The organism is Aquincola sp. J276 (genome assembly GCF_024700035.1).
Taxonomy (GTDB): domain Bacteria; phylum Pseudomonadota; class Gammaproteobacteria; order Burkholderiales; family Burkholderiaceae_C; genus Aquincola; species Aquincola tertiaricarbonis.
Genome location: NZ_JAJONC010000001.1, coordinates 2,159,921 through 2,173,996, shown reverse-complemented (window position 1 = coordinate 2,173,996; position 14,076 = coordinate 2,159,921). Strand labels below are relative to the sequence as shown.

The 14,076-nt window shown below is 69.2% G+C and carries 10 protein-coding genes; 3 read left to right on the top strand and 7 right to left on the bottom strand.

The genetic code is table 11. The annotated features are described in order from the left end of the window. From LRS14_RS09920 to LRS14_RS09895, 6 genes are read right to left on the bottom strand one after another with little or no spacing between them, the layout of a single operon-like run. Entirely contained in the window at positions 1 to 789 is a 789-nt protein-coding gene (locus LRS14_RS09920; protein ID WP_046114174.1) for an L-iditol 2-dehydrogenase, read from the bottom strand. A gap of 2 nt (positions 790 to 791) precedes the next feature. Further along, a complete protein-coding gene (gene dalD, locus LRS14_RS09915; RefSeq protein WP_257799421.1) occupies positions 792 to 2,183 on the bottom strand; it encodes a D-arabinitol 4-dehydrogenase in 1,392 nt (463 codons plus the stop codon). Further along, positions 2,180 to 3,235 carry an ABC transporter ATP-binding protein gene (locus LRS14_RS09910; protein WP_046114246.1) on the bottom strand — a complete coding sequence of 352 codons (1,056 nt, stop codon included), beginning with the start codon at positions 3,233 to 3,235 and terminating at the stop codon, positions 2,180 to 2,182. Before LRS14_RS09910 ends, dalD begins: the two co-directional genes overlap by 4 nt. A 29-nt stretch (positions 3,236 to 3,264) precedes the next feature. Next, complete coding sequence (locus tag LRS14_RS09905; RefSeq protein ID WP_046114175.1) at positions 3,265 to 4,080, bottom strand: carbohydrate ABC transporter permease; 816 nt, start codon at positions 4,078 to 4,080, stop codon at positions 3,265 to 3,267. A gap of 9 nt (positions 4,081 to 4,089) precedes the next feature. Continuing rightward, entirely contained in the window at positions 4,090 to 4,950 is an 861-nt protein-coding gene (locus tag LRS14_RS09900) for a carbohydrate ABC transporter permease (protein ID WP_046114176.1), read from the bottom strand. A 7-nt stretch (positions 4,951 to 4,957) separates the two neighbouring features. Beyond that, positions 4,958 to 6,265, bottom strand: a complete 1,308-nt coding sequence (locus LRS14_RS09895) for a sugar ABC transporter substrate-binding protein (protein ID WP_257799420.1) — start codon at positions 6,263 to 6,265, stop codon at positions 4,958 to 4,960. A 240-nt stretch (positions 6,266 to 6,505) separates the two neighbouring features. Between LRS14_RS09895 and uvrA the strand changes: the two genes are divergently transcribed. Both uvrA and LRS14_RS30655 read left to right on the top strand, forming a co-directional pair. After that, positions 6,506 to 11,941, top strand: a complete 5,436-nt coding sequence (gene uvrA, locus LRS14_RS09890; protein ID WP_404977543.1) for an excinuclease ABC subunit UvrA — start codon at positions 6,506 to 6,508, stop codon at positions 11,939 to 11,941. Beyond that, entirely contained in the window at positions 11,862 to 12,194 is a 333-nt protein-coding gene (locus LRS14_RS30655; protein ID WP_404977542.1) for a hypothetical protein, read from the top strand. The genes uvrA and LRS14_RS30655 overlap by 80 nt, the downstream gene beginning before the upstream one ends. Positions 12,195 to 12,201: 7 nt before the next feature. Here the strand turns inward: LRS14_RS30655 and LRS14_RS09885 are convergent, their stop codons facing one another. After that, entirely contained in the window at positions 12,202 to 12,789 is a 588-nt protein-coding gene (locus LRS14_RS09885; RefSeq protein ID WP_046114179.1) for a hypothetical protein, read from the bottom strand. Between the two features lie 180 nt (positions 12,790 to 12,969). Here LRS14_RS09885 and LRS14_RS09880 point away from each other — a divergent pair, with 180 nt between their 5' ends. Next, positions 12,970 to 13,983, top strand: a complete 1,014-nt coding sequence (locus tag LRS14_RS09880; RefSeq protein ID WP_257799419.1) for a TRAP transporter substrate-binding protein — start codon at positions 12,970 to 12,972, stop codon at positions 13,981 to 13,983. The last annotated feature ends 93 nt before the right edge of the window (positions 13,984 to 14,076 follow it).

The window sequence follows — 14,076 nt, the reverse complement described above, 5'->3', positions numbered from 1 at the left end:
TCAGCTCATCACGCTGCCGCCGTCCACGTTCAGCGTCTGCGCGGTGATGTAGCCCGAATCATCGCTTGCCAGGAACACCGCCGCACCGGCGATGTCCTGCGGCCGGCCCATGTAGCCCAGCGGCACCGCCTTGCCCACGGCCACCTTCTTCTCGCCGGGCTGCAGGCCTTCGTAGCGGGCGAAGAGGGCGTCCACCTGCGCCCACATCGGCGTGTCGATCACGCCCGGGGAGATGGCATTGACGCGGATGCGGTGCGGCGCCATGGCCAGCGCGGCGCTCTGGGTGTAGCTGATGACGGCCGCCTTGGTGGCGCAGTAGTGCGACACCAGCGCCTCGCCGCGCCGGCCCGCCTGCGAAGCCAGGTTGATGACGCTCCCGCTGCGGCCCGCTTCCACCATCTGCCGCAGCACCGCCTGCATGGTGAAGAACATGCCCTTCACGTTGACGTCGAACAGCCGCTCATAGCTGTCCACGGTGGCGTCCAGCAGCGGCGCCAGGTCGAACACCGCCGCGTTGTTGAACAGCACGTCGACCGGGCCGAAGCGCTGCGCCGCGGCGGCCACCCAGCCGGCGGTGGCCGCGGTGTCGCGCACGTCGGCGCCCAGGTAGGCCAGGCGGCCGTCATGCTCGGCCATCAGGGCGGCCACCTCCGCGCCGGGCTGGGCCGCGATGTCGGTGATGGTGCAGCGCGCGCCTTCGGCCAGGTAGGCCCGGGCCACCGCCAGGCCGATGCCGCCACCGGCACCGGTGAGCAGCGCATGCCGGCCTTGCAGGCGTGGTGTCGTCATGGTCAGGCTCCTTGCAGGAAGGCGGCCACTCGGGCCTCGGCGGCGCGCACCGCGGCCAGCAGCCGGGCGTCGCCGGCCAGCGGGCCCCACAGCAGCGGGTCGGCACAGAAGGCGGCCAGCGGATCGGCCGCGGTGAAGAAGCCGTGCGCGGTGGCGGCCTCCATCACGCCGTCCTGGTAGGTGTAGGGCAGCTCGCCGCGGTGCCAGCGGCCGAGGAAGGCGAAGAACAGCGCCGGCAGCACGGCCGTGGCATCGATCGGCTGGCCGGCCGCCAGCCGGTCGCGCAGCGTGGGCACGATGAAGCCGGGGATCTTGGAGAAGCCGTCGGCCGCCACGCGCTGCAGCGTGTCGGCCAGGTGCGGGTTGCCGAAGCGCTCGATCACCACGTCGCGGTAGGCCGCCAGGTCCAGCGGGCAGGGCGCGCCGGGCGGGTTCAGCGCGGGGATCACGTCCTGCGTGATGTAGTCGTGCGCCATGCGGGCGATGGCGGGCACGGCCACCGCCTCGTGGATGTAGGTCCGGCCGCGCAGCGTGCCGGCCCAGGCGAAGCAGCTGTGCGATGCATTGAGCACCCGGATCTTTGCTTCCTCGTAGGGCAGCACCGAGTCCACCATCTGCACGCCCACCGCCTGCCAGTCGGGCCGGCCGTTGGCGAAGTGATCCTCGATCACCCACTGGATGAAGCTCTCGGCCATCACCGGCGCGGCATCGGCCCAGCCGGTGGCGGCCTGCACCCGCGCCGCCAGGTCGGCCGGCGGGCGCGGCGTGATGCGGTCCACCATCGCATTGGGGCAGGTGGTGTGCTGCTGCACCCAGTCGCGCAGCGTGGATTCGCCGCGGCGGTCGAGGAAGTCGAGCAGGCCGCTGCGGAAGCGCTCGCCGTTGCTGCGCAGGTTGTCGCAGTTCATCAGCGTCACCGGGCCGGCATTGCGGCGCATGCGCTCGGCCAGCACCGCGGCCAGCGCACCGTAGATGGTGTGGCGGGTCTGGCCGGCCAGGTCGCTGGCCAGGTCGGCGAAGCTCAAGTCCAGCCGGTGCTGCGCATCCAGGTAGTAGCCGCCCTCGGTCACGGTGAAGCTGATGATGCGGGTCTGCGGCTGCGCGCCTAGCGCGATCACCGGCGCCAGCGTGGCATCGAAGGGCAGCACCTCGCGGATGGCGCGGATGCGGCGGTAGTGCCGCTCGCCGGCCGGCGTCACCGTCTCCAGCGTGTATTCGCCGCCCTGGGCCTGCAGTGCGGACAGGGTGGCCTGCATGTCGGCGCGCAGGTTGGCGCCGACGATGCACCAGCGCCCGTCGCCACGCTGCAGCAGGTCGTCCAGGTACACCGCCTGGTGCGCGCGGTGGAAGGAGCCCAGCCCCAGGTGCAGGATGATGTTGTCGGCCCGGGTCATGCCGCGCCCCGCATGCCGACGACACGGCCTTCACGGTCGAACAGGTGGAAGTGCGAGGCGATGTCCAGCCCCACTGGGTCGCCGGGCTTGAGCGAGGTGCGGCTGTTCTGCCGAGACACCAGCTGCACGCCCGGGCCACCGCGGGCGCCGGCGGTGCGGGCATAGATCAGCGTGTCGGCGCCCAGCGCCTCGATCACGTCCACCTGGGCGGCCAGCTGGCCGGCGCCCGGCGCGGTGATGGCCACGTGCTCGGGCCGCACGCCGATGAAGCCGTCGGTGGCGCCGGCGCCCACGATGGCGCCCAGCGCCGGCAGCTCGGCCGTGTCCACCACGTTCATCTGCGGCATGCCGATGAACTGCGCGACGAAGCGGTTGGCCGGCTGGTCGTACAGCTTCAGCGGCGGCCCTTCCTGCTCCACCGCGCCGTCGCGCAGCACCACCACGCGGTCGGCCATGGTCATGGCCTCGGTCTGGTCGTGCGTCACGTAGATGCTGGTGGCGCCCAGCTCGCGGTGCAGCTTGACGATCTCCAGCCGCGTCTGGCCGCGCAGCGCGGCGTCCAGGTTGGACAGCGGCTCGTCGAACAGGAACACCTTGGGCGCGCGCACGATGGCGCGGCCGATGGCCACCCGCTGCCGCTGGCCGCCCGACAGCTCCTTGGGCGTGCGGTCCAGGTACTTGCTGAGGTTGAGGATCTCGGCCGCGCGGCCCACCTTCTCGTCGATCACCTTCTTGTCGGCATGGGCCAGCCGCAGCGCGAAGGACATGTTCTCGGCCACCGTCATGTGCGGGTAGAGCGCATAGCTCTGGAACACCATGGCCAGGTCGCGCTTGCTGGAGGGCAGCTTGGTGATGTCGCGGCCGTCGAGCTCGATGCGGCCGCCGTCGATCGGCTCCAGCCCGGCGATGGAGCGCAGCAGCGTGCTCTTGCCGCAGCCCGAGGGCCCGACGAAGACCACGAATTCGCCCTTGTTGATGCTGAGGTCGATGCCCTTGAGGGCGCGCACCGGGCCGAAGAATTTCTCGACGCCGGAAAGCTTGAGGAAGGACATGGGGATGTGCTCCAGGATGCGGCGGGCCGTCACTTCACGGCGCCGAAGGTCAGGCCCTGCACCAGCTGCTTCTGGCTGAACCAGCCCAGCACGATGATGGGTGCGATGGCCAGCACCGAGGCAGCGGACAGCTTGGCCCAGAACAGGCCTTCGGGGCTGGAGTAGGAGGCGATGAGCGTGGCCAGCGTGCCGCTGCGCGCCGAGCTGAGGTTGAGCGACCAGAAGGCCTCGTTCCAGCTCAGCACCAGGCACAGCAGCCCGGTGGAGGCCAGCCCGCCCATCGACAGCGGCAGGATCACGTGGCGGAACTCGTCCGCCAGCGAGGCGCCGTCCATGCGTGCGGCCTCCAGGATGTCGTTGGGGATGTCCTTGTAGTAGCTGTACAGCATCCACACCATGATGGGCAGGTTGGACATGGTGAACACGATGGTCAGCGCGGTCAGCGAATCCAGCATGCCGGCCGTCTGCGCCATCACGTATACCGGCACCAGCGCGCCCACGGCCGGCATCATCTTGGTGGACAGCATCCACATCAGCAGGTCCTTGGTGCGCCGGGTGCGGAAGAAGGCCATCGAATACGCTGCGGGCGCCGCGATGGCCAGGCCCAGCACCGTGGACAGCACGGCGGTGATGACCGAGTTGCGCGCATACAGGAAGTAGTCGCTGCGGTCGTTCACATGCACGTAGTTGTCCAGCGTGGGCGTGAACACCAGCTCCGGCGGCACCGCGATGGCCTGCAGCTCCGTCTTGAACGAGGTGAGGAACAGCCAGATGAGCGGGAACACGAACAGCAGCGTGATGACCCAGGCCGCCAGCGTGCGCACCGTCAATGCGATCTTGTCCATGGCGGGCTCCTACTTGTCCAGGCTCTTGCCGATGAGGCGGATCAGGAAGATGGCCGCCACGTTGGCCAGCAACACCGCGAACAGCGCGCCGGCCGAGGCCACGCCCACGTCGAAGTTCATCAGCGCCTGCTTGAAGATCAGGAAGGCCACGTTGGTGCTGGCATTGCCCGGCCCGCCCGCGGTGGTGGTGTAGATCTCGGCGAACACGCTCAGCAGGAAGATCATCTCGATCATCACCACCACCGACACCGGCCGCGCCAGGTGCGGCAGGTACAGGTACCAGAACTTCTGGAAGGCGTTGGCGCCGTCCATGCCGGCGGCTTCCAGCTGCTCGCGGTCCATCGACTGCAGCGAGGTGATGAAGATCAGGCAGGCGAAGGGCAGCCACTGCCACGACACCATCAGGATCACCGAGAACAGCGGCAGGTCGGTCAGCCAGTCGATCGGCGTGATGCCGAAGAACTGCGCCACCTGCGCGAACACGCCGTAGATCGGGTTCATCATCATGTGCTTCCACATCAGCGCGTTGGCCGAGGGCATCACGAAGAACGGCGAGATCAGCAGCACCCGCACGATGCCGCGGCCGGGGAAGGGTTCGTTCACCAGCAGCGCCAGCGCGATGCCCAGCACCACCGTGATGGCGATGACCGAGCCCAGCAGCAGCAGCGTGTTGACCACCGAGGCGCTGAAGTCGGGATCGGTGATGAAGAACTCGAAGTTCTGCAGCCCGATGAACTCCTTCTCGCCCGGCTGCATCAGGTTGTAGCGGACGGTCGAGAAGTACACCGACATCAGCAGCGGCACGATCATCCACAGGAAGAGCGTGGCCACCGCCGGCGCGAACAGCAGGCGGGGAATGAGCCGGCTCATGGGGCGCTTACTTGTAGTAGCCCGACTTGCGCATCTCGCGGTCGGCCGCGTTCTGGCCCGCGGCCAGCGCCTGGTCCACCGTGGTCTTGCCGGCCAGCACCGCGCTCATCTGCTGGCCCACCGCCACGCCGATGGACTGGAACTCGGGGATGGCCGCGAACTGCACGCCCACGTAGGGGCTCTTGGGCAGGGTGCTGTCGGTCGGGTTGGCGCTGTCGATGGCGGCCTTCTCGGCCTCCGCGAACTTGGCCGCCTTCATGAATTCGGGCGTGGCGTAGGTGCTCTTGCGGGTGCCGGTGGGCACCGCGGCCCAGCCCTGCTCCTTGCCCACCAGCTTGATGTAGTCCTTGCTGGTGGCCCAGTTGATGAACTTCTGCGCCTCGGCCTGGTGCTTGCTGGTGGCCGGCACCGCCAGGGCCCAGGCCCACAGCCAGTTGGCGCCCTTGGGCGTCACCTGCGTGGGCGCCTGGGCGAAGGCCACCTTGTCGGCCACCTTGCTCTGCTTGGGGTCGCTGATGAAGCTGGCGGCGATGGTGGCGTCGATCCACATGCCGCACTTGCCTTCGTTGAACAGCGCCAGGATCTCGTTGAAGCTGTTGGCCGACGAGCCGGGCGGGCCGTACTTCTTCAGCAGGTCGGCATAGTCGGTCACCGCGGCCTTCCACGGCGCGGAGTTGATCTGCGGCTTCCAGCTGGCGTCGAACCACTGGCCGCCGTAGGTGTTCACCATGGTGCTGAGGAAGGCCATGTTGTCGCCCCAGCCCGGCTTGCCGCGCAGGCAGATGCCGTACACGCCGGACTTGGCATCGTGGATCTTGGCGGCGGCTTCCTTCACCTGGGTCCAGGTGGGGCGGGCGGGCAGGGTGATGCCGGCCTTCTGCATCAGGTCGGCGCGGTACATCAGCATCGAGCTTTCGCCGTAGAACGGCGCGGCATACAGCTTGCCATCCACCGACAGGCCGCTGCGCATGGCGGGCAGCAGGTCGTCCACGTCGTAGTTGGCATCGGGCTTGATCTCGCTCAGCCAGCCCTTCTTGCCCCAGATCGGCGTCTCGTACATGCCGATGGTCATCACGTCGAACTGGCCGCCCTTGGTGGCGATGTCGGTGGTCACCCGCTGGCGCAGCACGCCTTCTTCCAGCGTCACCCACTTGAGCTTGATGTCCGGGTTGGCGGCTTCGAACTGTTTCGAGAGCTTCTGCATCTCGATCATGTGGCCGTTGTTGACGGTGGCGATCACCAGATCCACGGCCGAGGCGGTGCCCGCGGCAGCGATGCCGAAGGCAAGGACGAGGGCGGTCTTCAGCGTTGTCATGGTCGTGTCTCCTGCAGAGGTCTTGTCACGGGGCGACGGAAATTTAGCGTTCGACCCATGCGCGTCTTGATACCGGAAAGGCAACGACCTGTACTTTCTTGCGTTGAAACGGGGGTGTTTTCCCTCATTTGCGCATTGGCGTTTCGGTTTTTGGCCCATGCCCCCGCGCCGATGGCGGTTCGGCCCCCCCTCCTAGAATCTTTCGCCCCGGCCCGTCCGGGCGCTCTACAGAAGGACTCCATGACCTCCGGTGTCATCCGCATCCGCGGCGCTCGCCAGCACAACCTCAAGAATCTCGACCTCGACCTGCACACCGGCGAAATGACGGTGGTCACCGGCCCCAGCGGGTCCGGCAAATCGAGCCTGGTGTTCGACACCCTGTATGCGGAAGGCCAGCGGCGCTACGTCGAGACCTTCAGCGCCTACGCCCGCCAGTTCCTCGACCGCATGGACCGCCCGGCTGTGGACCGCGTGGACGGCGTGCCGCCCGCCATCGCCATCGACCAGACCAACCCGGTGCGCACCTCGCGCTCCACGGTGGGCACGATGACGGAGCTGAACGACCACCTGAAGCTGCTGTTCGCCCGCGCGACGAACCTGTTCGACCGCGAGACCGCGCTGCCGGTGCGGCACGACACACCCGCCAGCCTGCAGGAAGAGCTGCTGGCGCGTGCCGCGGCGGCGGGCGACCCGCGGCTGGTGTTGACCTTCCCGGTGGAGCTGCCGGCCGACACCAGCGCCGAGCAGGTGGAGCAGTGGCTGGCGGCCAGCGGCTTCACGCGTGTGCAGGCCGAGCGTGTCGTCGGCCAACGCAAGCTGCTGGATGTCGTGGCCGACCGCTTCCGCGCCAGCAATGCCGAGCCGGTGCGGGTGGCCGAGGCCATCGAGCTGGCGCTCAAGCGCGGCACCGGCCGGCTCAACGTGTATGCGGTCAAGGAGGAGGGCGAGCCCGAGATCTGGCGCTATTCCACCGGGCTGCACTGCCCCGAGAGCGACATCCGCTACGCCGACCCCACGCCGGCACTGTTCTCGTTCAACTCGGCCTTCGGCGCCTGCGAAGCCTGCCGCGGCTTCGGCCGCGTGATCGGCGTCGACATGGGCCTGGTGATCCCCGACGAGCGCAAGACGCTGCGCAACGGCGCCATCAAGCCGATGCAGACGCCCGCGTGGAAGGAAACCCAGGACGACCTGATGAAGTACGCCGGCGAGGCCGGCATCCCGCGCGACACCGCCTGGGGCCAGCTCACGCAGGCCCAGCGCGACTGGGTGATCAACGGTTCGCCGCACTGGAACGGCAACTGGAACAAGCAGTGGTACGGCGTGCGCCGCTTCTTCGAATACCTGGAGAGCAAGGCCTACAAGATGCACATCCGCGTGCTCTTGTCCAAGTACCGCAGCTATACCGAGTGCCCCACCTGCGCCGGCGCGCGCCTGAAGCTGGAGCCGCTGCTGTGGCGCCTGGGCAGCAAGCCCCAGGCCGATGCGGTGCTGCCGCCCGAGAAGCGCTTCATGCCCCAGGGCGTGAAGTGGAGCCGCGAACAGCTGGAAGCGCTGCCCGGCCTGTGCCTGCACGACCTGATGCAGCTGTCGATCGACCGCATGCGCCGCTTCTTCGACAGCCTGCAGCAGGACCCGCGCGTCCTGGGCTCGGCGCAGGACACCGCGCTGCACCTGATCCACGATGAGATCGCCACGCGGCTGAAGTACCTGTGCGACGTGGGCATCGGCTACCTCACGCTGGACCGGCAGAGCCGCACGCTGTCGGGCGGCGAGGTGCAGCGCATCAACCTGACCACCGCGCTGGGCACCTCGCTGGTGAACACCATGTTCGTGCTCGACGAGCCCAGCATCGGCCTGCATCCACGCGACATGAACCGCATCGTGCAGGCCATGCACCGGCTGCGCGACGCCGGCAACACGCTGGTGGTGGTGGAGCACGACCCGGCGGTGATGCTGGCCGCCGACCGGCTGATCGACATGGGCCCTGGCCCGGGCGAGCGCGGCGGGCAGATCGTGTTCGACGGCACGCCCGAATCCATCCGCCGGGCCGACACGCTCACCGGCGCCTACCTGGGCGGCCGCAAGCACGTGGGCTCGGGCTTCACGCGGCTGGTGGACGAGTCCACGCCCAAGCTGGTGATCGAGGGCGTGCGCGAGCACAACCTGAAGAACGTGTCGGTGAGCTTTCCGCTGCAGCGGCTGGTGTGCGTGACCGGCGTGTCCGGCTCGGGCAAGAGCACGCTGATGCAGGACGTGCTGTACCCCGCGCTGGCCCGCCATTTCGGCCAGCCGACCGAGACTCCCGGCCAGCACGACCGCCTGCTGGGTGCCGACTGGCTGACCGACGCGGTGTTCGTCGACCAGAGCCCGATCGGCAAGACCGCGCGCTCCAACCCCGCCAGCTACGTGGGTGCGTTCGACGAGATCCGCAAGCTGTTCGCCGAGGCGCCGCTGGCGCGCGAGCGCGGCTACGGCGCCGGCATGTTCAGCTTCAACGCCGGCGACGGCCGCTGCCCCACCTGCGGCGGCTCGGGCTTCGAGCATGTGGAGATGCAGTTCCTGTCGGACGTGTACCTGCGCTGCCCCGACTGCGACGGCCGCCGCTACCGGCCCGAGCTGCTGGACGTGAAGATCGAGCGCCGGCTGCCCGGCGAGTTGCATAGGCAACTCAGCATCGCCGACGTGCTGGAGCTGACGGTGAGCGAGGCGGTGCAGCTGTTCCGCGACGACCGCGAGGTGCTGCGCGTGCTGCAGCCCATCGTCGACGTGGGCCTGGACTATGTGCGCCTGGGCCAGCCGGTGCCAACGCTGTCGGGCGGCGAGGCCCAGCGGCTCAAGCTGGCCGGCTTCCTGGCCGAGGCGGCCGGTTCGCCACGCCAGGCGGTGGCGAAGAAGGGCCGCCTGTTCCTGTTCGACGAACCCACCACCGGCCTGCATTTCGACGACATCGCCAAGCTGATGCGGGCCTTCCGCAAGCTGCTGGACGCCGGGCATTCGCTGATCGTCATCGAGCACAACCTCGACGTGATCCGCGCGGCCGACTGGATCGTGGACCTCGGCCCCGATGGCGGCGAGGCCGGCGGCGAGCTGGTGTGCGCCGGCACGGTGGAGGACGTGAAGGCCTTCAAGGGGTCGCATACCGGTGTGGCGCTGGTGGAGTACGAAGCGGCACTGGGCATCGGCAGCCAGGCGGTGGCGGTGGAGGATGCCGGCGTGCCGCTGCAGCGGGTGATCCGCCAGCGCCGCCAGGAGGATGAGTCCATCCGCATCGTCAATGCGCACGAGCACAACCTGAAGGGCCTGAGCGTGGACATCCCTCGCGGGCGCTTCACCGTGGTGACGGGCGTGTCGGGCTCCGGCAAGAGCACGCTGGCCTTCGACATCCTGTTCAACGAGGGCCAGCGCCGCTACCTCGAGTCGCTGAACGCGTATGCGCGCAGCATCGTGCAGCCGGCCGGCCGGCCGGAGGTGGATGCGGTGTACGGCATTCCGCCCACCGTGGCCATCGAGCAGCGGCTGTCGCGCGGCGGGCGCAAGAGCACCGTGGCCACCACCACCGAGGTGTGGCACTTCCTGCGGCTGCTGTGGGTCAAGCTGGGCATCCAGCACTGCATCCACGACGGCACGCCGGTGATGCCGCAAAGCGCCGAAAGCATCGCCGCGCAGCTGCTGCGCGACCACCGCGGCCAGCATGTGGGCCTGCTGGCGCCGCTGGTGGTCAACCGCAAGGGCATCTACACCGACCTGGCGAAGTGGGCCAAGGCCCGCGGCCACACCCACCTGCGCGTGGACGGCGAGTTCATGAAGGTGGACCCGTGGCCGCGCATCGACCGCTTCAAGGAACACACCATCGAGCTGCCGGTGGGCGACCTGCTGGTGCTGCCCGAGAACGAGGCGCAGCTGCGCGACCTGCTGGCCCGGGCGCTGGACCTGGGCAAGGGCGTGCTGCACCTGCTGCATCCGCTGGACGGGCTGGCCGCGGCCATGGACGGCGGCGCGAGCGGCCACGGCATCGGCGAGGTGAAGGTGTTCTCCACCAAGCGCGCCTGCCCCACCTGCGGCACCAGCTACCCGGAGCTGGACCCGCGCATGTTCAGCTACAACAGCAAGCACGGCTGGTGCACCGGCTGCGTGGGCACCGGCCTCGCCCTCACGCGGGAGCAGCGCAAGGCCTTCGACGATTCGGTGCGCGACGACGACAACCGCGGCCGCGAGCAGAGCTTTCCAGCCGAGGAAGCGGAAGTCGAGGGCGTGGAGGAAGACGCCGAATGCCCTGAGTGCGACGGTACGCGGCTGAATGCCATCTCCCGCGCGGTGACCTTCGCGGGCGAGGCCATCAGCACCATCGCCGCGTCGTCGGTGGAGGACACCCGCGCCTGGGTCGACGGCCTGGCGCTGCAGGGCCGTGACGCCGGCATCGCCCGCGATGTGGTGACCGAGATCAGCAGCCGCCTCACCTTCCTGGGCGAGGTGGGCCTGGGCTACCTGACGCTGGACCGCGCCGCGCCCACGCTCAGCGGCGGGGAGGCGCAGCGCATCCGCCTGGCGGCACAGCTCGGCAGCAACCTGCAGGGCGTGTGCTACGTGCTGGACGAACCCACCATCGGGCTGCATCCGCGCGACAACCAGATCCTGCTGAACGCCCTGCACCAACTGGGCAGCAAGGGCAACACGCTGGTGGTGGTGGAGCACGACGAGGACACCATCCGCCGCGCCGATCACATCATCGACATCGGCCCCGGCGCCGGCAAGCGCGGCGGCCGGGTCATCGCGCAGGGCACCGCGGCCGAGCTGGCGGCGCAGACCGAATCCATCACCGGCCGCTTCCTGCGCGCGCCGCTGAAGCATCCGCTGCACGAGCGGCGCGCGGTGGCGGCCGACGAGCCCAGGCTGCGGTTGCGCGGCGCCGACCTGCACAACCTGAAGCAGATCGACGTCGATGTGCCGCTGCACCGGCTGGTGGCCATCACCGGCGTCAGCGGCTCGGGCAAGAGCACGATGGCGCGCGACGTGCTGCTGGCCAATGTGCAGGCGCAGGTGCAGCACGGCAACAAGGGCAAGAACAAGGGCGACGCGCCGGCGCTGCAGGGGCTGCGGAGCCCTGGAGGGCTGGCAGGCGGTGGACCGCGTGCTGGAAGTCGACCAGACGCCCATCGGCAAGACGCCGCGCAGCTGCCCGGCCACCTACATCGGCTTCTGGGATGCGGTGCGCCGGCTGTTCAGCGAGACGCTGGAAGCCAAGGCCCGTGGCTATGGCCCGGGCCGCTTCAGCTTCAACACCGGCGAAGGCCGCTGCCCGGCCTGCGAAGGCCAGGGCATGCGCACCATCGAGATGAGCTTCCTGCCCGACGTGAAGCTGCCCTGCGACGTGTGCCACGGCCAGCGCTTCAATACCGAGACGCTGGCGGTGAGCTGGCGCGGCAAGAGCATCGGCGACGTGCTGCAGATGGAGGTGGACGAGGCGGTGGAGTTCTTCGCCTCCATGCCGGCCATCGGCCATCCGCTGCAGTTGTTGAAGGATGTGGGCCTGGGCTACCTGACCCTGGGCCAGCCTTCACCCACGCTCAGCGGCGGCGAGGCGCAGCGCATCAAGCTGGTGACGGAGCTGAGCAAGGTGCGCGACGAGGTGGGCCGCCGCGGCCAGAAGGCGCCGCACACCCTGTACGTGCTGGATGAGCCCACGGTGGGCCTGCACATGGCCGACGTCGAGCGGCTGATCCATGTGCTGCACCGCCTGGTCAAGGGCGGCCACAGCGTGGTGGTGATCGAGCACGACCTGGACGTGATCGCCGAGGCGGACTGGGTGATCGACCTGGGGCCCGAGGGCGGCGACGCGGGCGGCCGCATCGTCATCGCCGGCACGCCGGAGCAGGTGGTGCTGGCCGGCAGCCACACCGGCAAGGCGCTGGCGCCGGTGCTGCGCCGCTAGAAGCCGCTTACTGGAAGGAGCGTGCGCAGCTCAGCGCATCGTTGGCGGCCTGCAGCGTGCGCAGGTCGCGCGCGCGAAGCTGGCCGGCGCGCTCGCGCAGTGCGGCGGCGTCCTCGGTGTCGCCGCAGCGGTCCAGCACCCGGCTCACCCGCTGCAGCACCGCCACCTCCCATTCGCCGTCGCCCACCAGGCTCACCATCTGCGCGGCCTCGTAGCCATGGTCGCGGGCGCGTTCGCGTACCGCATGGGCGCCGCGCGGGTCGTCGCGGCTGATCTCGGTGGACAGGATGGACACCAGCTCCGCCAAGTCGCAGAGCAGCTCGATGCAGGCCTCCGGCGCGCACAGCGTGCGGGCCTTGCGCAGGCCCTGCTGCAGGTACCACTCGGCAGTGGCGCCGTCGCCCATGCGGCGGTAGCAGCGGCCCACCTGGGCCAGCGCCAGCGCCAGGATGGCCGGCTGGTCCTGCAGCTCCGCCTCGTCCAGCTGGCGCAGCGCATCGGCCAGCGCATCACGCGCCCGGCCGGGCAGCACTTCCAGCGCGCGGTGCCGCGGTACCGGGCACGGGGTGGTGGCAACCAGGCGGTGGGTGTTCATGCGGTTCCTCTTGCGGACGATGACGACGCCAGCTCCTAAGCACGTCGCGGGCCTGCCCGGGCTGCTGCTTCCCGGTGCGTGCGCGCCGGCACGGCCGTGCCGGCGCGCACGGGTCTTGCGTTGCCTGGGGCAATAATCGTCCGCATCCCCGCCCCACCGCCTTCGAGGAAGCCGCCCCAGATGTCCGCTCGCTTGCTTTTTGTTGCCACCCTGGCCGCTTTCGGTGCGTGCGCCGCTTCGGCGCAGACGGTGCTCACCGTCTCCTCGTGGACGCCGCCCGGCCACATGCTGTCGCTCACGCAGAAGGACTGGTGCGACCAGCTCGAGCAGAAGAGCGCCGGCAAGCTCAAGTGCAACATCCTGCCGCGTGCGGTGTCGGCGCCGCCGGGCACCTTCGATGCGGTGCGCAACGGCCTGGCCGACGTGTCCTTCACGGTGCACGGCTACACGCCCGGCCGCTTCACGCTGATCGCGCTGACCGAGTTCCCGTTCCTGGGCAACTCGGCAGAGGCCATGTCGCTGGCCTACCAGCAGGTGTTCGACCGCACGCCGGCGATGAAGGACGAGCACAGGGGCGTGAAGGTGCTGGCCGTGTTCACCCACGGGCCGGGCATGGTGTTCAACACCAAGCGGCCGATCACGAAGCTGGAAGAGCTGCAGGGCCTGAAGTTCCGCGTGGGCGGCGGCATGGTCAACGACATCGGCAAGGCGCTGGGCATGAACGTCACGCTCAAGCCGTCCATCGAGAACTACGAGCTGCTGACTACCGGGGTGATGGACGGCACGTTGTTCCCGCCGGAATCCATCGAGGCCTTCAAGATCGACAAGGTGGTGCGCTACGGCACCACCTTCCCGGGTGGCCTCTACAACACCAGCTTCGTCTTCATGATGAACCAGGCCCGCTACGACAAGCTGTCGGCCGACGAGAAGAGGATCGTCGACTCGCTGTCGGGTGAACATGCGGCCCGCCTGTTCGGCCGCGGCTGGGACCGCGTCGACCGCCGTGCTATGGCGCTGATGCAGGCGTCGGGCGTGCAGTTCTCGCCGGCCGATCCGTCGCTGATCCAGGCGGTGAAGGACCGCGTGGCGCCGCTGGAGGCGCAATGGGTGCAGGCCGCCCAGGCCAAGGGCATTGCCGATCCGAAGAAGCTCCTGGCCGACTACCGCGCCGATATCTCCCGCAGGGAAAAGTGATGGTGCCCCCAAGCTCACTGCGTTCGCTGCCCCCCGTGGGGGCGCGGCCTGCCTTGGGGCGGCCCGGCGGCAGGGCCATGGTGCCCCCAAGCT